Source organism: Bradyrhizobium sp. CCBAU 45389 (assembly GCF_028128625.1).
GTDB classification, from domain to species: domain Bacteria; phylum Pseudomonadota; class Alphaproteobacteria; order Rhizobiales; family Xanthobacteraceae; genus Bradyrhizobium; species Bradyrhizobium liaoningense_B.
In genome coordinates this window covers 1-18114 of sequence record NZ_LBIY01000078.1, presented here as the reverse complement: position 1 = coordinate 18114, position 18114 = coordinate 1, and the positions used below count along the sequence as shown (strand labels likewise).

Sequence of the window (18114 nt, the reverse complement as noted above, 5' to 3'; positions counted from 1 at the left end):
GTCCTCCAAAGAGCAAGATGGATACGAAGGAGCGCAGGAGAGGGTTTTTCGGACAGGTCCGAAGACACCGATCCGGCGCCCGTGCCGGACCCGTTGAAGGCGTCCGGCACACCGCTCTCGCGGCGAAAAATGACGTAGAAAAACGAAAGGCTGTTTCAAGAGGGCGATCGCAAAAAATTTTGCAGCGAGCCCGGCGCCGCTCGGCGCGCCCTGCGCGGCTTTTTTCGAAGGATCGCAGATGCGGCGAGAGACGTCTTGACAGCCAGTCGCGTCAGAATATTTTTGCGCCGGGAAATCTCTTTCCCGGCTTTCTCAACGTCGAAAAGGACTGTGACGACCGTCAGGAGAGACGACGATGCTCGACGAAGATCTGGCCCGCATCCGTGCGCACCGCAACAACATCCACCGCTATCGACGGCTGCTTCGGACGAAGCTGTCGGAGCTGGAACGTCAGTTCATCGAACGACGCCTTGCCGAGGAGCAGACCGCGCTAGATGCTCTGGCCGCCGACACCTTCCCCGTCGCTTTCGCGCTTGCGAAAGGCCAGCCGGATTCGGCAAGGATCGGAGCCGAACCATGAGCGACGTCCGTGACCTCCTCATAGGCGGCGCGAGAAGCGCCCACGCAGCGGCGACGGTCGGTACCGCATTCATTCGAAGAACCGGCGATGGATCGTGCACGAACGGCGGCCTTTGGCTGACTGGAGCACAACGTTCCGGGTTAGGCTGCTCTCCGATAAGAAAGCAGGGCCTCCGAAATAGTGGGTTTCGCGATGTAGCGGACCAGTGACTCGAACCCCCGACGTTTCCGATATCGATCTGCGCCAATCCGACGCGCTCTTGCAGTTGGATGTTTCGCTGTAAGCCATTGATCTCAAATGATTGGATTTTGGCTCGGTTGGAAAAATTCTCTCAAAAAATCAACAGCATGGCGAGAGGTGCCACTGGCGATCCCCCGGTTCTCGCTTGCGGCCTGCCGCCATCTACTGCATTGGCTGCACGCGATGCATGGAGAAGTAAACCAAGACGGCGCCAAAGAGATTCAGGGCCGCGGAGAAATAGAAGTCCCATGCCAGGCCTAGACCGTCGGCAACTGCGGCGGAGGCCAGCCGGCCAATCAGATTGCTGGCAACGTTGCCGGTGATGGAGGCGGCAAACGCGCGCCGTCCGCGTCCGTAGCGCTGCACTGCTCACCAAGATACGCAAGCGTCAGGGTAAATGCACAGGCCCTGCGCGACGCGCAGTATCGTGAAGAACGCTGATATTAGGCGCGGTTGCGAGCAGACTTGTGGGGATTGCGAGGAGCGTCAGGCCGAGAAGGATACCGCCCCTTCGGTCGATATGCGGGCTGAAGAAACCGACAACGAGACCTGCGATTGCCATGCCAAATGTGCTGGCATTGACGGCAAATCCCATTGCCGCCAGTCACTCCGTAGTGGCGCGTCAGGGAAGGGAGGATCGCTTAAGTTGCGAACATGTCGACGACGGTCAGGAATGCCGTCAGTCCGATCACAAGCGAGCGAAGCACGACGCCTCGAGAATGTTCGTGGAGTTCCATCGCAACGGACTTCATGCGGGCGGACATTTCGGTCATTGCACGACCTCCTAGGCTCGAAGGGAGGATGTGACGCCCGGCGTGCCCGGCGGCACCGGGGATCCCGGGTCGTTACATCCGGCAACGAGGGCTGGGGCTGGGAGCGCTCGTTACATGTTGTGGTCGTACGGATCCTTGCGAACGTCGCTGACATAGAGGTGACGGTTTCCTTGCCGAGATTCCGCAGGATGCGCGTCAAATGCGTCTTCGTCGGTGCTCTGTGTCCTCAGCCAGCTTGGTCCAGTCAGCGGCCAGCCTCAGCCATGCCTCCTTGTCGAGGGGGGCGACCGTCTTGTCCGCCTGTTGGCGGCACTCCTCGGCTTCCTTACGGAATCGTTCTACAACGTTCTCGGTCATGGTCATCGAGACAATGCGGCGAGGGGTGATTCAGGGGGTTATCTCAGAGGCTGTAATCCTGGTGATCGCAGCCACTCGTTGATATGCAAAGCATTCTCGATTTGCCGCGACCTCCGGATTATGCGCTCGCGCTCGACGCCGGGCGGCGTGCCCTGAGCTTTCATGCGGAGGCGAACGGCCTCTCGAGCGAGCCGTTGTTCGAGTGAGGGTGTCTGCGCGAGATAACGCTCTGTCACGGAGCTGCTCCCTGTTCGAGTGCGGCGGGAGCGCAACCGGCGTTCTCATCACCGAAAGAAGCCACGGGCCGAGCGGTGATGGATGCAGTGGATTCCCTTTGTGACCAGGAGTCTAGCCAATTCGGTTCCGTAGCGCGGCGCTGGACGTTGGCGATTCGCTTGGTTCCGGGGAACTAATCCTCTGGCTCTAACTTGGGTCAAGAACGGGGACGGTTTCGTTCGCAATGGAGCGAACGATGGACTCTTTGAGCAGCGATAAGCTGCCGCCACTACCATCTCGGGAAGACCGCCGCTGCCCTCGCTGCAGCGCCCCGTCCCAGTGGCTTGCCACGCTACTAGACACCCTTAATGGAAAGACGGTCCGTATATTCGTGCGGCGAGTGCGGCGATGTCACTTGGGGCGACTAAGCACGCCCCTATTGCGGCGATGAATTCGGCACGCCGGCGCGGCGGCTGATCGAGCCGATCAGGACATTGCCGAAATAGATCAGCCATGTCTCGCGGCGGAGATCATCCTTGCTGCAGCGGCGGGTGAGGGACATGCCCACATCAAAGCGCTGGCGGGACAACTCGCCAAATTGTCAATCGCTTGGGTCGCGCGTCGTGGGTGTGGAAAAGCACATGAAAGAGGCTGCCAACTGATGCGCATCAACGCCTCGCCTATGTTCCTTCTCGTGAGAGTCGAGCATTTCGAGCTGACTTGCCAAGCCGTTTAGGCTCCGCGCGATGCTCTTAAGCAGAGGAGCTTTTTTGGTGGAAACTCTGCATCCTTCGCTTGTGCTTTGTACTCCATGGCAGCCTCGCGGCACTCAGATGCATTCATCATGCTCGGAGTCCCTCGACAACTCTGGAAGATGGAGCGCTGCCTTTTCGGCCACCAAATCTGCTAGCAATCGAACCGCCGCTGTTTCGTTCTGGCGGTCGGTGACGCGGGACTTAAGGCGCCGGTAACGAGCGTTCTGATTATCGACCTCAATGCATCGTTCGCACATGGCTCACCGCTCTAAAGGTCAGGCAGGAGTATGAAGTGCTCTCAGTCACCGATAATCGCCGAGGGCCGGTCGATGATGAACCGAACCTTATCACCGTAATACGGTTTCCCGACAGAGCGAACCAGGACACTGCCAAACTCAACTTAGGACGGTTGCGAACTACTGCCGAAGGCGCTGCCGACTGAGACGGCCTTACTGGCCCTCTGAAGGCGGCTTGGTACTGCGGCGCAACAGAATGGATGGATTGAACTCCGCCAAAACCTTCTTCGCCAATTTGAAGACCTCCCGGGCGCGCTCTACCAGCCCGCGATCATATTCGCTCGAACGAGAAATCTGGAATCGGCGCACCGGGCGGGGATTCTTGGGCATGGGTGTTAAGCCGTCACCGACTTAGAAACGCAAACGCTTACTCAGGCACCAGTATCGCGCGGCGAAAGGCAAAGCTGGCTTCCAGCGGGTCTCACTTTTCGGAGATGGAAAACGTCATTCACTCGCCGCAGGCCAAAAGGAGACGGGAACTTTGCGGCCCTCTCGTGCTTTTTGAATCCGTTTTTCGGGGCAGGATCGTCAGTTGGAGAGAGGAGCCATGCAGCGACGACGCCGGTTTAAGCAGATTTATTCGCTTGAAGATCGCCTTGCCGAGGAAGCCAGAGAGCTACGCCAACGGGCCAAGCAACTCCCCCGGGTCGCGAGCGAGAGGCATTGCTAAGGAAAGCGCAAAACGATGAGAACGCCGCTCATTTGACGGAGTGGCTCCGCTGGCATTCGGACTCCGCAATGAGCCAAAAGCAGCCTTTGATTGTCATCAACGTATCGAACCCGGCCGCGTTCTCGGGGCAAAGCAGCATCATCGTGCTCGAATACACAGATGAGGATGCCGCTATGAAGGTGGCTAGAAAAATCGCTCTAGAGACTGGGCGCAGCGTTACAGTGCGCGGTGGCGACAACGGCGTGATTGAGACGATACCGGCTGCCATGACCCATTGAACTCGGTGAGTAGAGGCCGCCTCATTGGCGGCCTCTTTCATTTGCGATTGCGATAGTCCCAGACACGATTGCTCGAACTGAGTAGGCGGATGACGAAAAATGTCGTTTTCGGTTGGCAGTCGGCGATAGCTCTTGAACTGCCGGATTTTTAACCTCTTTGAAATCCACTAGTTACTCTTTGGCATGGAATTGAAGCGCGGCCGCTTACGATGTTGACTTAATCGATGCTCCCTGACCTGACCGGCGGGCTGCCGTGCCAGCTTCGAACAGCGTCGGCGTGCCCGCAAGGCAGGTTGGGGTTGCGAACACGTCAAGGCGGCCGCGGGCACTTCCGGAAGGACACGGTCTGCGTTTTGCACCAGCGTGATGCCGCCGGATTTGAGCAACGCTAGGCGGGCCGCCCCTTTCTCAGCGTTCCGGGTGAGGACGGGGTCGTCCTGATCGCCGGATCGACCGGCGCTGCATTAGTGCTGTTCGCCCTTCCAACCGTTACGTCACACCCGAATCCGGCTGCGATCGCGTTTACGCCGTGAGAGCGGCGGGTTCCTTGTAGCGTTGGTTCCTTTGCCATCCTGGCGAGCTTGTTGGCGAGCGCGATCGCGGCAACCTTGGTGGGAGCGCGCTAACAACGCTGTGAGCCAGGGCCGATGCGGCGCGCCATGGATCTTGGCATACCGGATCACGGCGAGTGCGCCTGCCGTGAACAGGCTGCGTAAGTAGCGATCGCCTTGCTTACTGATACCACCAAGCTTGCCCCCACTGGAGTTCTGCTTCGGCACGAGCCCGACCCAGGCCGAGAAGTCCCGCCCCGATCGGAAGGCATTGGCATCGGCAACGCTCCGACTAGCGCCGTTGCCAGCGCTGGAGCGACGCCGGGGATCGCATCCAGTCGCTTGCTCGTCGCGTTCGATCGATGCCAGGCGACAACGCGCCTGTCGAACTCAGGATCTGAGCCTTCAATGCCCGCAATTGACTGCCGAGAGCCGCAAGACACGCACGGGCCACCTCCGGGAGTCGGTGTTCAGCTGGATCGGCGACGACTTCCAACAGCTGTTCGACACCCCGGCGCCCGACGGGTGCGACGATCCCGAACTCCGCTAGATAAGCGCGGATTGAATTGATGACGGCAGTCTGCTGGCGAATGAAGAGATGGCGCACGCGATGAAGCATCAGACAGCTCTGTTGCTCGATCGTCTTGATCGGCATGATCCGCATGTTGGGCCTCGTGACCGCCTCGCAAATCGCCTCCGCGTCGGTGCTGTCGTTCTTCTGCCGCTTGACGTACGGCTTCACATAGGCTGGAGGCATCAATCGCACCGTATGCCCCAATGCCTGCTACTCACGGGACCGATAATGGGATAACGCGCAAGCCTCGATCCCCACTAAGCACGGCGGCAACTTCTCAAAGAAGGACAGCACGAAACGGCGCTTGAGCTGACGGTGTATGACCACTTGGCCGGCCGCATCGACGCCATGCACTTGAAAGACCGACTTCGCGATATCCAGACCGACCGTCGAAATTGACTGCATAGGCTGCTCCTCCGAATCGTGGGAGCCTCAAGAACGGCGCCCATACCTTGGCACTCTCGCGTCGGTGGAGGGGCCGTCCACAGCATCAAAAGCGGAAGTCAGCGTTGAGAGACCGTTAACTGAGGCCGCCTTACTCGTCCCATATCAGCTTGTGGCACTCTTGGCAGCGATAGACGTAAGTCACGGTGCCTTTGGCCGTGTTGGGGAGCATCAGGTAAAGTCGTGGAACCCCATCGCAGAGAGGACAATGGCTTGGCGGTTCCCGCGGTGGCTGTTGTATCGGAACCATGACCCGCTCCATTTTGAAGGCGGGAGCGCGCGTCTCTCTCAGTCACCGACGCCTCGGCGATCTCGGCCGGTGATGCGGATGTAACCGGGATGATGTTGGTTGGTTGCTAAGCCAGGTTCACGTGGAGGCGAGAAGCGGCCTTAGAGCATCAGTATCAGCCAGACGATTAGGCCGGTGTTGACGGCGCCTATGGTGACAATGCCCGCTTGAATAAGTCGCTCGGTCACGATGTCCCCTCGCGATTGAGGGAGGAGCATGGGCTCAATCTGAACCGGCGTCTATGCAGGCTGCGCCAGAACTTCGGCGTCTGCAATCCGGGCGATCTCAGCCATTCGCTCATGTGCGATCCGGTGTCAGCCTGTCTGGCTTTTCGGAGGAGGGTTTCGCGCTCAGGGCCGTGCGGGGGCTGTCCACTAAAGAGCGATAAAGCTAGAGATGACGGACTTCGCCGGGAAAGTTACATGAAAATCAGTATCGGACGCTGGACGTCGCACTCAATGCTTTTCCATCTCACGCAAAAACGCCGCCCGCTTAAACGAAGCGCAGGCGGCGGCTTACCAGCCCCGGGAGGGAGAGAGTAAAATCCCGATAAAGCTTAGTCTCGGCGTGGCATGCGGGAGTTCATCAGGGAGGGCAAGAACTCCGCCCAAATCTAAGATGGCGGCTGCAGTCCCGGCGAGGTCAACCATTTGTTGATCTCTCCAGCAATATCGATCTGCCTGGCTTTTCGCAAAAGTTCCGTACGCCGGACGCCCAGGGGCATTCCCTTGGCCTGTAAGCGCAGACTGTTTGCCTCTTGCGCAAGGCGATACTCGAATGTCGATAAGTGTGCTGGGGATCGTCGAGCCGACATGCTTATGCTCCGCTGCGGGTTGAGCGGGAGCGCAACTTGCGTTCACACCACCGATAGATGCTGAGGGCCGCTCGGTGGTGTGGGGACAATGCGCCTTTATCGAGAAGATAGCGAGCACATTGTTTCGGTCCCTGTGAGAAACTATCTGTGAGTTTCTGAGCGTAGTGGCTGGCTGACTGGTCAGCAATGCGAGCTTGCCGCGACGCTCCGGGAGTTTTTCGCCCCGGCGAAGACCCTTGCAAACACATGCATCGATGCCGCATTGGCATCGAGAAGCAACATGTTGAGAGACCAAATTCAGATAAAGGTAGACTCTAAACCGAGCGCGCTTGTTGGTGCTGCTGATCTTTAAGCGATTGGTTGATTGCACGCTGAGCCGCGCTGATAGCCTCTGCTCGGTTTAAGGCGATTCCCGTTCTGGGAGACCGACCATCTCGCTCGAACGACCATTTCCAGCCCGGCGGATTGATCGTCTGGACGACCGTGTATTCAATACCCTGATGTTCCATGACTTATCATAGCTTTGTGTCGAACCACCCCGTACACAGCGACGGACCCCAATTATTCGACATCACTAGACCTCTTCCCTGAACGATCGACGCGCACCGCTCTGAATTCTGTAGGCCCGTCAAGCAGGCGCTGCTTGCGCGTCTCGCGCTGCTCGGAATCCGCGGAACTGTCCGCCCTATCGTCCAATACCGCGCCGGCTAAACGAAGGGCTCGCCTTCTTTGGCGGAGCACTCGCGATCTTCATCATCTTCTTTCGTCATTCGACTGGCCTGTGAATGGGAGCGCACCTCATCGGACACGCCCGCTCGGTCGGCGAAGTTCAACATCCGCGGCAAATATTCTTGAGCTTTGCGGCGGTTCGAGCTTCTTCCACAAGGAATGGGTCCTTGTATCCTGAGAACGCGTCGACGCCCTTTTCGGCGGGATTTTGGGTTTTTGGTGGGAACGCCGCATCGTAGCAGGAGAGGCGCGCATTGGCGCTCTCGATCGCACGACAATTCGGAGCCACAGCGGACGCGGCAAAGGCAGATGCGCTCAGCGCCGATGCCAGCAAAAGCGCTGGCGTCCATATGCCAAGTCGAGTTGTCGTCATGCTGAAGATCCCGTCACTATTTGCTTTTGCTGGCCCAGGGCGGCGTCTCGCCGGTCCAGGCCGGAAGAGAATCCCATTCAGACCAACGCATCCGGCGCTCCTCGCCTCCGACCCTCACGAATACAAAGGGCGCATCGTCCCGGCCTGTCTTCGAACCGACGAAGATTGCCGGAACGCCGTAGGCATCCCTGATGATCGCGGTGTTCGCCATTTCAGATTCCTGTATGGCTGAAGTTGGCTCCAGCGCCCCGCATCGTGTTTTTAACGCACGGCCATTGAACGGACTTGTCGCTATAGAACGGCCGCAAACCCAACCAGCAGTGCGAGAAAGAGCGGTACCAATAACGGTGGCACGAGCCACGCACGAATGTCGAATTTGTCGGGATTTGACATATGACCGCCTTCTCCTGGTGTAAGGCGGGAGCGCGAAGCCCTCAGTCACCGATAACAGCCACGAAGCGCGCGGTGATACCGACTGTGTAGCAGTCTTCTTAGCAATTAGCGAGGTCAATTTCACACAAGTTCGTGTGCCGAGCCCCTGAAGCGAATGAGCGTGTTGGGTCCAAAAGTCTGGGTGATCGGAACGTCTGCCGCATCGCGGCCTTGAGCGATCAGGACGCGGCCAATTCTCGGCGTGTTGTTGCGTGGATCGAAGGGTACCAGCGGTCGCCAAGATGTGCCTTGAACCAGCCTGTAAAGCCGTCGGTGGCTCGTTACTTCAAGGCGGAGACCTCATTGAACGTAGAGGCCTCCTTGGTAACGGCCGAGATTGAGCTGCCCGACTTGCGAACGACGTTGGTAAACTGCTCATCCGAGAGCCTGAGCCGTTTGCGCAGGATCTAGCGCCTGCACTTTATCTCTCAAATCCAACTAATTGCGGAAGTATGTCGGCTTGGGCTTGTTCATGAAACTCTCGCGGCGAGGGGATGGACCGGATCGCGGGCTGAGCGGGCGTTACGCCGCTCCTGCCGCGATAGTGACTGTCCCGCTCTCGCGAAGATTCCGTCGCCGTGAAGTCAACGTCCCCACCGACCGGCGTTCCGCCGACTCGATGAATACCTCGGCAGAGCGAGTAGTCGGTCGCAAGTCCGCTTCGGATCATCTTCGACCGCTTTCAGCGGAAATTATCGGTTGGCTGCTGTCCGCTTCTACCCCGTAAGCGTCCAATCGGCCGGAATCGTTGCGTCTGGCCAGCCCCTGTGATTCAAGCTTCCAAACTGGGGGCTCGAACCATGACCTTCGTCGTCGTATGCGGAACGGTTCTTGTCTTCTTGCCTTGGGTCACCGCTCAATTCTTTCGCCTGAACGGCGGCCGCTCGTTTAGGCTCGAGTTTGGACAAAGCCGGCTGGCGCGGCGAATATCGGAAGCGGCGGAATATCGTCGCTTGCTCACGCATGACTAACTTGCTTGTCGCCGCTCGGAGGTGAAATTCCATTTTCCGGCGGTAGTTCAAACGGTGAGTTTTGGTCTGGGAAGGTAGAAAATGCTTTATCCTTTCAATAGGGATTGACTGACACTTTCTCCGCCACTCGCACGATGTTGAGCGCCAACCCGCTATTTTGAATGATGCCGCGCGCCAGAGTTACGGCTAGCGATTTGCCCAGCCATGGCACATATTGCGCCTATGGACATATTCCCTCGGTTTGAAGCTAAGGTGATGACAAGCGGTCGCTGGTTCGTTTCGGTAGTTACTGGACATGGGCCGGATTCGCATGTCGGGGACTTCGCAACCAACGAAGACGCCAAGAATTGGATTTTGACCAAGTCGAAGTACTGGCCCGGCAAACCGGATACGCCGTAGTGACCGGACGCGACAAATGGACGGTAGACCTTCAGTGCCCACGCTGTGGAAGGATCGATGTGGCGAGCCTCTCACAGGCGAATGGCTACGACTTCAAGAGGGGCGACGCCGCTACCCGCGCCGATCATGTGCCGAACGGCTTCATCTGCAATGACCCAAAGACTAGCAGCTTCGAATGCTCGAAATGTCAGGTGCCGATTCCGTGATCATGCCCAAGCGCTCTCGGGATCCAACCAGCTCGCAAGGCGATCAGCTCTGCGGCACAGCACAGCAATCTTCGCCAAAGCGGAGAGCGCTAGAAGCGTTGGTGCTTGAGCAGCTCAACCTAGAGCATTGAGAGCACGACGATCCCGTCTTCTAGTTCTCCCGAAGCGAGGCGTGCCCGCGCCATTTGCTCGAACTCGGTCCGATATTTATGAAGATAGCTAAAGGCTTGCTTATCCGTCTGAAACGTCGTTGGGAGTCTGCAAATCTGCCGCGCTGCGCCGAGCGCAAGAGAAAAAGTGATTGTTCCGCCGCCGTCTGATCTGGCCCTACGCATGATTGGCCCACCAAATGTGATTGATCGCACGACGGATCGACGGTTGCTGGAATAGACTATCGCGCCAACTTACTTCCGCGTTTCTTCGGCGCGACCGCCGGCAAGGACGGGAGCAAAGCCGCGTCGACGGCTTCCTTCGTCTCGCGGAGCTCCCGAAGTCGCGCCATATTCGTTCGAACGTCAATGGCCTGCCTCTCGACATCCGCCAATGCCCGCGCGCCCTCTTCGACAGCCAATCGTCTACGATTGGAGCGTGCGGTGACTTCGGGGGACGGCTCTGCTGATTTCCTGGCGCTCATTTTTCTTCCCGCTTTGCCACGGACAAAACCCGCTCAATCCGGAAATCGAGCGGGCAGGGCGGCCGTTTCAGTACATCCGTGAAACGGCGCCACAAGATCAGGCCAGCGAGAGGTTTTCAGCGCTCACTTTGCCACGCATCTTGTCGGTCTTGACCTCGAAGTTGACCTTTTGGCCTTCGGCGAGACCGGCGAGGCCAGCCCGTTCGACTGCGCTGATGTGAACGAACACATCATTGCTGCCGTCGTTCGGCTGGATGAATCCAAAGCCCTTTTGGCCGTTGAACCACTTAACAGTACCTGTCGTCATTTTCATTCTCCAAAGCGCACGAGCGCGAGCCGCGTGACAATCACGCGGTAACCTTCAACTTCGTCGATGTCTTCGGAAAAGGAGCCCGCGGGCGCGTTCAACAAGGCACAGCGGCTAATCGAATAAAGTCAATATACACGCCATTTGTCCTTTTACAAGGAGCGCAGCCAATTTGTTTCAGCAAGGTTGGTTTTGGTCCCGTCGAGCAGTATCGAACTTCCGACGTCACGATAAGGCCTTGTCGATTGACTTGACCGACCGGGAGGCTCAGGCTGCGTGTCCTAACTAGGCTTCCGTGACCGGTCGCGCAGCTCGTTTGAGGCCGGCAAAGAATCCGGCTTCACTTTCTCATCACCACAGTCGAACTCCTGCGCCATCGGCTGCATGCAGGTTTTGCCGCGTTCGCAGCCAAGCGAGGATTTCAATTGCAGGTACTTGTTCGCGACAACAATATCGACCAGGCGCTTCGTGTTCTGAAGAAGAAGATGCAACGTGAAGGCGTCTTCCGGGAAATGAAGCAGCGGCGTTCCTACGAAAAGCCTTCGGAGAGGAAGACCCGCGAAAAATCAGAGGCCATTCGCCGGGCCCGCAAACTCGCTCGGAAGCAGGCCATCAGGGAAGGGTTGCTGCCAGCGCCCCCGAAGAAGAAGCTTCCGGAGCGCAAGCCGCCTTTGCCGGAGATCACCAGCAAGGAACGCGCTTAGCAAATGGAATGTCGGTTTCGGGACACGTGAACGCCGACCGAAGCGTGCGATGCGTCTTGCTGACGGGGCGATAGTCCTACAGTGTGAAGTCGATGCCGCGCAGCACAATACCCCGTGGATTGCCCTCAAGTTCCGCCGCCCGATACTTGCCGGCCGCGCGCGCCTCGATGCGGTCGCGCAAGCGGAGGAACTGGGCTTCGCGGTGCTCGGGACGGACCTGCGGGCCGCGCTCGAGGTAATCCATCGCGGAGGTCGAGATTGCACAAGGAATTTCCTTGCCGCCGTCCCGCATCGAGAACAGCACGATCATCCGGTCATACTCGTGACCAATATAGTGGCCGCTCGTGAGCGTCATGATGGACTCCTCTGCATGGTGGCTTCCTGGCACAATTGTTCTTTCAACTCGTCGTTACGTGCCGCCGGATCGCTTTACTCCTCGCCGGAGAGCCGCACGAAATCGTCGAGCAATGCCGCCACCAGCGCGCGGTGCCTCGTGTCCTCGACAGGCAGGCTCGCGGCATAGAGGTTGAGCAGATGTCGCGCCTTGACAGCGGCCTCTGGCCACGAAGCGGCAGGCACCGTCATCATGCGGTGTTCGAGTTCGGCTTCCCGCTCACGCAGTTCCCTTACATGAGCCTCGACTTCGGCCAGCGCGCGGCGCAGATCAGTCGCCTTCTGCGCCGCCATGCCGCGATGCTTGTCGAGATCGACCGGCTGGTCAGTCATTGGTGGCACTCGCATCCGCAGCCTGCGCATTGGCAAGGTCGACCGAGCCGATCGAGAGCATCTCCATGGAGTCGCGGACGTCTTCCGCGGGCACCATGATCATCGTAGCGATGCGGCGGAAGGCCGAAAAGGTGAGACCCTCGATCGTCTCCTCATCGGTGATGACCTCGTAAGCGCCCGCGGGCAGCAGCCTCTCGATGCCGCGGATTCGGAACGGATGCCTGAAGGTGACGGTCTCTCGCCGCGAGCGGATGGTCATGCGCGCCTACCTTTTTTGCAAGAGGAGTCCCCACCGACCGGCGGCGACGACCATGCGCCCATCGTGCGGCAATAGCCAGCACATTCGTCATTGCCGCGCGCGCTGACGCGGCAGCGCGGCCGTCGTCCATGCGCGTCGTTTTAGTTCTCGCTATTGGTGTGCCGCAGGCGTAGGATGATCGGATCACCGCTCTTCTCAACGGCATCGACCGGTGACTGAGGGTCACGTGCGCTCCCGCCGACAGAGCTGCAGGAGCATTCGATGCCGCGTTTCCGCGCCTCGGAATGGATCGTCCCGCCGGTGATCGTTCCACTGTTTCTTCTGCTTCTGGTGTGTGCTGCGGCCGTCCTCCATGGGTAAGGCCACGCGCGTGCCTTACCTGGTCACGGGGACCAACGAGTATGGAAGCGCCAATCTCGGTCGCGGCAGCGCCACCGTCGCGCTGCGCCTCGCGCGAAAGCTGCTTCGCGATGGCTACATGGATGTCCGCGTCTGCACGCCGCGTGGGCGCGTTCTGCAGTCGGATGAACTGGACGAACTCGAACCCCAACAGGAGATTGATGGGATGGCCAAGGGGCAGCAACGCGGCAATCGCGAAGCCAAGAAGCCGAAGAAGGAAAAAACCAAGGTGATCGCGGCGGCGCCGAGCCGGAAAGAGGCTGCTTGGCAGCCGGATTTCGGGCCGGCGAAGAAGAGGTAGCTAAGGATCGGAGCTTCTACTTGCCGGCTTCCAAGGCTTGCGGCGAAGTCGGCAGGATTTCGCATCCGGGAGCTTTGGTGAGGCGATTATGAGCCGCCGTAGCGTCGTCTGTAGCCTGATGGCGGTCGGTCCAAGTTGACCATTGAGCCTATGGATGTCGCTTGACCTCTTCCTCGTCGGTCGCTCGATGCTGGACAGGTTGGCGCGTCGTCGACGGAAGCCCGCGTCTGCACGCGCATTCAGCCATTCAAGAAAGGCAACCTGCATGAAACTTCCCGCCCCGTTGCAGGGTGAGTCGCGAACCCGTCTCCTTCAGGGGATCGCTCTTGGCGCCGTCGCGACCGTGACGGTCGGTTTCATCTGGGGCGGTTGGGTCACGAGCGAGCGCGTCAGAATCATGAGAGCCGCGGCGGAGAGCAGTGGCCGTATGTCTGTTCTCGTACCCCTGTGCGTTGCCCAGTTCACGGCCGCGGACGGGGCGATCGCAAGGTTCAAGACCACCAGTGTCTATTCCAAAGAAAGCCTTGTTAGCGAGGTCGTGAAAAACGTGGCCTCCACGAGCATGGATTACGCATTGGCTACGGCCTGTGTGAGCGCCATCGATCTCGAGCTCGCAAAGACAGCGACGAAGAGCTGAGCAAAAGGTGTGGCAAGCCGGCCTGCCGCGACAAGACGACTTGATCCATCTGGACAAACGCCCGGTCTCATTGCTTCAGCCGATCAGTCTCAAATACAAAGGCGGCCCGGAAGAGTGGTCCGCTCAGCGCTCGAACCTCGATCGCCATGTGCTGGCGCTCATCGAGCGGCGGAAGGTCTTTGGCTAGGACGTGGACTCATTAGCGCCGAGCCATAGCCTGATTGACGCGAGTTGGACGAAGGCGAGGTAATTGGCGGCAAGTTTGTCGTAGCGTGTCGCTACCCGACGACATTGCTTGATCCTGTTGAAGAACCGCTCAACTCGATTGCGAGCGCGATACAGGTAAGGACTGAAGCAGATCGGTCCGCTGCGATTGCTTTTCGGCGGGATGTTGGCCCATGCGCCTTTCTTGATCGCAAGTTCTCCAATCCAATCGGCGTCGTAGCCACGGCCGCCAGCAGATCCAGGCTTCATACGTGACAGGAGTTTTCCAGCGAGCCGATTGTCGTGGGCCTCGCCAGGCGTCAGCGCAAGTCGGACCGGTAGGCCGTTTGTATCCACGACCGCATGAATCTTGCTGGTCAATCCGCCCCGTGACCGTCCCATGCATTGCCTTTTATTCCGGTTGATGCAGGCTCCATGTTGATGCACGCGGGCAATCGACGTGTCGATCATTTGCAGAGCGGGATCATGGGCGGCTGCCAAGGCCTTCATAATCGCCGCCCACACACCTGCTCGTCGCCAGCGAACGAAGCGATTGTAACAAGTCGTATACGGGAAGGCCTCTGGTAGATCGCGCCATGGCGCCCCGGATCGTAACACCCAGAAGATGCCGTTGAGTACACGGCGGTCATTCACCCGCGGTACGCCGCGCGGCTTGTTCGGCAACATTGGCCTTATGGCAGCCCACTCCCCGTCGGTGAGTTCGTAGCGCATGATTCGAGCCCCCAGTTTGGGAGTTTGAATCACAGCTCGGAGCGCGGGCTCAATGTGAGCTTCCCGTCTAGGCGTTCGGACACTATCCGCCTGACAGCGGACCTATTCTGCTCACATTGAGTTTTGTAGCGTTTGACCCACAACAGACGATCGGTAGATCGCGTGCGGCCCAATTTCGTTGAAACGTTGGGAACGATTGGCCAGGTGATGCTTTGGGCCTAATGGCTCCCGACTATCGAACGGTTCCAGACTATCGCCACCTGCAGTCAATATGCGAGCGACAGGCCGTCGCTACCAGTAATGATGAGGCTCGCAAAGCTATGGAGGAGATGGCCGAGGAGTATCGCAAGATGGCTGACACCCTTGAGCGCAAACTACAGGAACAACACCGCCACTAAGGCTCACCGGACGGTTTCGTTCGCAATGGAGCGAACGATGGACTCTTTGAACAGCGATAGGTTGGCACCATAACCGTCCCAGGAGGACCGCCGCTGCCTTCGTTGCAACGCGCCGGCACACTGGCTTGCCACACTACTAGACACCCATACAAGGAAGACGGTCCGCATTTTCCAATGCGGCGAGTGTTGCGATGTTACTTGGGACGACTGAAGGCTGGCCTCAAACACGAAGTCCGGACCACGCGCCAAATTGTCGGCTCCATCGGGGTAGACCGGAAGCGGACGCCCGACTGTCCGAATGGCGCTCATAACCCGGGACGGACATACCCAAAAATTTCGTTTCGCGCAGGGAACTGAAGCCCAGCCAACTGCATATTAGGACTGGAACTGTTGAACCCTACGGATTAGGACCCGTAAGCACGAGGTTGTGTCATGCAGCGTCGACGTTTCAAACAGACCCTTCCCCTTGAAACCCGCCTTACCGAAGAAGCGAAGCGCCTCCGCGAAAAAGCCAAGCTGCATCCGCCCGGCGCTCTCCGCGACGAACTCATCCGCAAAGCGCGACATGCCGAAACTGCCTCTCATATGAATGAGTGGCTGACATCGCCGGGTTTGAAACCACCCGAATAGCATCACCTTTGACGCGCGACAGCTCCACGCCGGCTCGCGCTCGTGAGGCGCAGATGAGGTTCATCCCTGATGAAACTTATGTTGCGGCGCTTGCGCGATACCGCTCAATGGTGCGCCGACTTGAGGCTGGCAATTTGTTAACCAAAGAGTTGCTGGCGCGCTCCAAACGTGCGCTATCCAAATCGCGCGTATTGCTGGCGACGCCGGCTCCTAAGGTTTGGCCCGGTCGACAAGGTTTCAATCTATCGGAAGATAAAAATCCGACTGATTAACATGTGTGGTGGCGAACCAAGTTGCGACCACTTCATCTTGGACCAATGCTCGATCCCTTGCTTGCACGGGCCCAATTGGCCATCTTGGAAAATCGCACCTTGCGGCGCGAGGCCAACTCGCTGAGGGACCAGATTGACGACGCACGCGCCAAGTTGCGCCTCAGCGTTTTCGAGATCCAGATGCTGCGTACGGAGTTCAAAGCCATACGCGAGGATCGCCACTGGGCCGCGTTCGTTGACTAGATGTCTAGGTGTAGGCGAAGAGAGGCCCAGCCTGCGAGGTCACCTGTTGGCCACTTCAGTTGGCGCAGTGCAGCGACATGTCTGAAAGTTGGGGGTAGATTGGACGTGGCAGGCCAACTTCAAGAATGTCGAGATTGACCCGCAGCCGACCTGCAAGCGGCAGTTCCTGAATTGTACCGGGGTGGCGGTTCGTTCCTACTTCTTGGGGGGCTGTCCGTATTTGAACCGAGGTCTAGTTTTCCCTGAACTTGATGGTTGAGACCGGCCATCTTCCGTCGTGGCCCTTGATCGAAATCCGAAGCCCGTGCAATTCATCCAGCCAAACGTCCTCGACGGTGCCTGCCTGTCCGTCGGTAAGGGCGACGGCTTTGCCGACCAATTCGCATTGCGCCGCACCGTACTCATTCAAGATATTTGAGGCATGGTGCTTCACCGATGGCATTGCGCCTCCATATTCGGTGGGGCCGTCCGTGCTGTCCTGGTCGGCTCAACGGCGAAGCTTGTCCCAGTGCCCAGAACTGGGAATGATTGATGGCGACTGCTCGTCCAATTCGCGCAGCCGGTCGATTTGCGCTCTAAGGCTCCCCGGTAATTCCGTCTCTTCCTTCAGGAACGCGCGTAGTCTCCCTCCAATCTCTTGAACAATTGCTCGGCTGTGCTTGGGATCTATGTCAATGCGGTTGCGCATAGGAGGCCTCGTTCGGGTAAGCGCCAGCATCGGCGCCCCCCTGACGCAGCTCTCCCGCTCGCGAGCGCGGCTGGCAATTCTGGAATGGAACCGGAGACCGCCGCTTTTGGCTATCTGTGCGAGCGCTTGTTGTTGAGAACAGCGGGTCCCGCGATAGGAACCTTTGGCTATCCGCGACATGCGCCGTGTAGTTTAACGGCGAGCGACGGTCTCATGATTCCAAAGTATTGACCGGAGCTTTCGTTCCCCGACTTCTGATCGTGACGGCGTTGGGCGGAAGAGGGAATTGATTAGAGCGGCCGAGCCGACGAATTGAGGAACTTGCAGCGTGGAATAGATGGAGACCTTTCATCGCGCTCGAACGGATTGACGAGGATGCTTTTCGGACGGCGCGCAAGCGGACGTTCCGAGGCGAGGGTTAGATAGGGCTCTCGGAACCATTTCTCGGCGTGTCCGGTTAGTTACTGGGGGTCGACGGAGGAACCATCGCCATGAGGATCGAATATCTTGCTGCAATTGCGATAGCGGCCTTTGTCGCCGGTACTGGACTTGCGGTCCATTCTGTCGGCTCGCTGCCGCCCGAGAAGCAGTCCACGCCCGTTGCCGCCCAATTGGCGCTCGTCGAGTCTGTGGATCCCTTTTTGCATCGGTCCGGTAGCTAGCGGCTAACGTAACTCAAAACGCCTTGGCAAGGCTGCCTCACTCATGAGGGGCATCGCGCTCGTTCGGCAGAGCGATCGGCTCCGAATTCACGGCCCCCAGCGCGTGCGACGATCAGTGCAAGGAACGTTGCAACACCTTTGCCTCACTCGCGCTCTGTCGGATTGAACGCAAGAATAGTTCCGCTGCTTCTGCTTCGCGTCCGCCCCTTCAGCGACCTCGGGAGACGTCCGCTTTCCCGCCGCTGTTAGGGGGTGAGCGGACATCAGGCGGCCAGCCGCTTAATGATTACACAGCCTAGCACTACTTTGGCAGAACGTGTTTACGCCAGTGTTTTTCAAGGATTTGCTTTCGGCAATATGGGCACTGCTGA

General features: G+C 58.6%; 25 protein-coding genes and 3 pseudogenes. 11 read left to right on the top strand and 17 right to left on the bottom strand.

Annotation, left to right across the window (positions count from 1 at the left end; all coding sequences use genetic code 11):
* Positions 1-355 precede the first annotated feature (355 nt).
* The gene (locus XH79_RS10785) at positions 356-580 is read left to right on the top strand and encodes a hypothetical protein (RefSeq protein WP_212337726.1); all 225 of its coding nucleotides are present in this window, start codon (positions 356-358) and stop codon (positions 578-580) included.
* A gap of 408 nt (positions 581-988) precedes the next feature.
* On the opposite strand, the pseudogene XH79_RS10780 reads toward XH79_RS10785, so the two are convergent.
* The 4 genes and pseudogenes from XH79_RS10780 to XH79_RS10760 form a co-directional block, all read right to left on the bottom strand.
* Positions 989-1593: pseudogene (locus XH79_RS10780) on the bottom strand (MFS transporter); the annotation flags it as partial.
* Between the two features lie 195 nt (positions 1594-1788).
* Positions 1789-1956, bottom strand: a complete 168-nt coding sequence (locus XH79_RS10775) for a hypothetical protein (protein WP_212337727.1) — start codon at positions 1954-1956, stop codon at positions 1789-1791.
* A gap of 646 nt (positions 1957-2602) precedes the next feature.
* Positions 2603-2728: a hypothetical protein gene (locus XH79_RS10765; protein ID WP_271581675.1), complete on the bottom strand. Its 126-nt coding sequence runs from the start codon at positions 2726-2728 to the stop codon at positions 2603-2605.
* Between the two features lie 642 nt (positions 2729-3370).
* Entirely contained in the window at positions 3371-3547 is a 177-nt protein-coding gene (locus XH79_RS10760) for a hypothetical protein (protein WP_271581674.1), read from the bottom strand.
* A 408-nt stretch (positions 3548-3955) separates the two neighbouring features.
* On the opposite strand from XH79_RS10760, the gene XH79_RS10755 reads away from it, so the two are divergent.
* On the top strand, positions 3956-4165 hold the full coding sequence (locus XH79_RS10755; RefSeq protein ID WP_212337728.1) for a hypothetical protein: 210 nt from the start codon (positions 3956-3958) through the stop codon (positions 4163-4165).
* A gap of 565 nt (positions 4166-4730) precedes the next feature.
* On the opposite strand, the pseudogene XH79_RS10750 reads toward XH79_RS10755, so the two are convergent.
* From XH79_RS10750 to XH79_RS10720, 5 genes and pseudogenes are all read right to left on the bottom strand, one after another.
* A pseudogene (locus XH79_RS10750) lies at positions 4731-5695 on the bottom strand (IS110 family transposase); the annotation flags it as partial.
* A 1456-nt stretch (positions 5696-7151) separates the two neighbouring features.
* Positions 7152-7346 (bottom strand): hypothetical protein, encoded by a 195-nt coding sequence (locus XH79_RS10735; protein WP_212337729.1) that lies wholly within the window; start codon positions 7344-7346, stop codon positions 7152-7154.
* Positions 7347-7666: 320 nt separating this feature from the next.
* Positions 7667-7939: a type VI secretion protein gene (locus XH79_RS10730; protein ID WP_245003405.1), complete on the bottom strand. Its 273-nt coding sequence runs from the start codon at positions 7937-7939 to the stop codon at positions 7667-7669.
* 16 nt (positions 7940-7955) lie between these two features.
* Positions 7956-8150, bottom strand: a complete 195-nt coding sequence (locus XH79_RS10725) for a hypothetical protein (protein WP_212337730.1) — start codon at positions 8148-8150, stop codon at positions 7956-7958.
* Between the two features lie 302 nt (positions 8151-8452).
* Positions 8453-8649, bottom strand: a pseudogene (locus XH79_RS10720) (transglutaminase family protein); the annotation flags it as partial.
* Between the two features lie 522 nt (positions 8650-9171).
* Between XH79_RS10720 and XH79_RS10715 the strand changes: the two are divergent.
* The gene (locus XH79_RS10715) at positions 9172-9342 is read left to right on the top strand and encodes a hypothetical protein (protein ID WP_212337731.1); all 171 of its coding nucleotides are present in this window, start codon (positions 9172-9174) and stop codon (positions 9340-9342) included.
* A 724-nt stretch (positions 9343-10066) separates the two neighbouring features.
* Here the strand turns inward: XH79_RS10715 and XH79_RS10710 are convergent.
* The 3 genes from XH79_RS10710 to XH79_RS10700 form a co-directional block, all read right to left on the bottom strand.
* Entirely contained in the window at positions 10067-10282 is a 216-nt protein-coding gene (locus XH79_RS10710) for a hypothetical protein (RefSeq protein WP_245003406.1), read from the bottom strand.
* Positions 10283-10338: 56 nt separating this feature from the next.
* Positions 10339-10581, bottom strand: a complete 243-nt coding sequence (locus XH79_RS10705) for a transcriptional regulator (RefSeq protein ID WP_245003407.1) — start codon at positions 10579-10581, stop codon at positions 10339-10341.
* A gap of 97 nt (positions 10582-10678) precedes the next feature.
* On the bottom strand, positions 10679-10888 hold the full coding sequence (locus XH79_RS10700; protein ID WP_061019979.1) for a cold-shock protein: 210 nt from the start codon (positions 10886-10888) through the stop codon (positions 10679-10681).
* Positions 10889-11313: 425 nt separating this feature from the next.
* Here XH79_RS10700 and rpsU point away from each other — a divergent pair, with 425 nt between their 5' ends.
* On the top strand, positions 11314-11592 hold the full coding sequence (rpsU, locus tag XH79_RS10695; RefSeq protein WP_212337733.1) for a 30S ribosomal protein S21: 279 nt from the start codon (positions 11314-11316) through the stop codon (positions 11590-11592).
* 76 nt (positions 11593-11668) lie between these two features.
* Here the strand turns inward: rpsU and XH79_RS10690 are convergent, their stop codons facing one another.
* From XH79_RS10690 to XH79_RS10680, 3 genes are all read right to left on the bottom strand, one after another.
* The gene (locus XH79_RS10690; RefSeq protein ID WP_212337735.1) at positions 11669-11947 is read right to left on the bottom strand and encodes a DUF1488 family protein; all 279 of its coding nucleotides are present in this window, start codon (positions 11945-11947) and stop codon (positions 11669-11671) included.
* 74 nt (positions 11948-12021) lie between these two features.
* Positions 12022-12318 carry a hypothetical protein gene (locus XH79_RS10685; protein ID WP_212337737.1) on the bottom strand — a complete coding sequence of 99 codons (297 nt, stop codon included), beginning with the start codon at positions 12316-12318 and terminating at the stop codon, positions 12022-12024.
* Positions 12311-12577 (bottom strand): hypothetical protein, encoded by a 267-nt coding sequence (locus tag XH79_RS10680; protein ID WP_212337739.1) that lies wholly within the window; start codon positions 12575-12577, stop codon positions 12311-12313. The genes XH79_RS10685 and XH79_RS10680 overlap by 8 nt, the downstream gene beginning before the upstream one ends.
* A gap of 352 nt (positions 12578-12929) precedes the next feature.
* Between XH79_RS10680 and XH79_RS10675 the strand changes: the two genes are divergently transcribed.
* The 3 genes from XH79_RS10675 (at position 12930) to XH79_RS10665 (ending at position 14101) form a co-directional block, all read left to right on the top strand.
* The gene (locus XH79_RS10675; RefSeq protein ID WP_271581673.1) at positions 12930-13277 is read left to right on the top strand and encodes a hypothetical protein; all 348 of its coding nucleotides are present in this window, start codon (positions 12930-12932) and stop codon (positions 13275-13277) included.
* A 265-nt stretch (positions 13278-13542) separates the two neighbouring features.
* On the top strand, positions 13543-13914 hold the full coding sequence (locus XH79_RS10670; protein WP_212337740.1) for a hypothetical protein: 372 nt from the start codon (positions 13543-13545) through the stop codon (positions 13912-13914).
* Between the two features lie 40 nt (positions 13915-13954).
* Complete coding sequence (locus XH79_RS10665; protein ID WP_212337741.1) at positions 13955-14101, top strand: hypothetical protein; 147 nt, start codon at positions 13955-13957, stop codon at positions 14099-14101.
* On the opposite strand, the gene XH79_RS10660 is transcribed toward XH79_RS10665, so the two are convergent.
* Positions 14098-14850: an IS5 family transposase gene (locus tag XH79_RS10660; RefSeq protein WP_212337742.1), complete on the bottom strand. Its 753-nt coding sequence runs from the start codon at positions 14848-14850 to the stop codon at positions 14098-14100. The two genes, XH79_RS10665 and XH79_RS10660, sit on opposite strands and share 4 nt — an antisense overlap.
* An 830-nt stretch (positions 14851-15680) precedes the next feature.
* Between XH79_RS10660 and XH79_RS10655 the strand changes: the two genes are divergently transcribed.
* From XH79_RS10655 to XH79_RS10645, 3 genes are read left to right on the top strand one after another with little or no spacing between them, the layout of a single operon-like run.
* Positions 15681-15878 (top strand): hypothetical protein, encoded by a 198-nt coding sequence (locus XH79_RS10655; protein WP_212337743.1) that lies wholly within the window; start codon positions 15681-15683, stop codon positions 15876-15878.
* 53 nt (positions 15879-15931) lie between these two features.
* Positions 15932-16150, top strand: a complete 219-nt coding sequence (locus XH79_RS10650) for a hypothetical protein (protein ID WP_212337744.1) — start codon at positions 15932-15934, stop codon at positions 16148-16150.
* A 45-nt stretch (positions 16151-16195) separates the two neighbouring features.
* Positions 16196-16393 (top strand): hypothetical protein, encoded by a 198-nt coding sequence (locus tag XH79_RS10645; protein WP_271581672.1) that lies wholly within the window; start codon positions 16196-16198, stop codon positions 16391-16393.
* 232 nt (positions 16394-16625) lie between these two features.
* On the opposite strand, the gene XH79_RS10640 is transcribed toward XH79_RS10645, so the two are convergent.
* Positions 16626-16835 (bottom strand): PRC-barrel domain-containing protein, encoded by a 210-nt coding sequence (locus XH79_RS10640; protein WP_212337745.1) that lies wholly within the window; start codon positions 16833-16835, stop codon positions 16626-16628.
* A 737-nt stretch (positions 16836-17572) separates the two neighbouring features.
* Between XH79_RS10640 and XH79_RS10635 the strand changes: the two genes are divergently transcribed.
* Positions 17573-17743, top strand: coding sequence for a hypothetical protein (locus XH79_RS10635; RefSeq protein WP_212337746.1), 171 nt, complete (start codon positions 17573-17575; stop codon positions 17741-17743).
* Positions 17744-18114 lie beyond the last annotated feature (371 nt).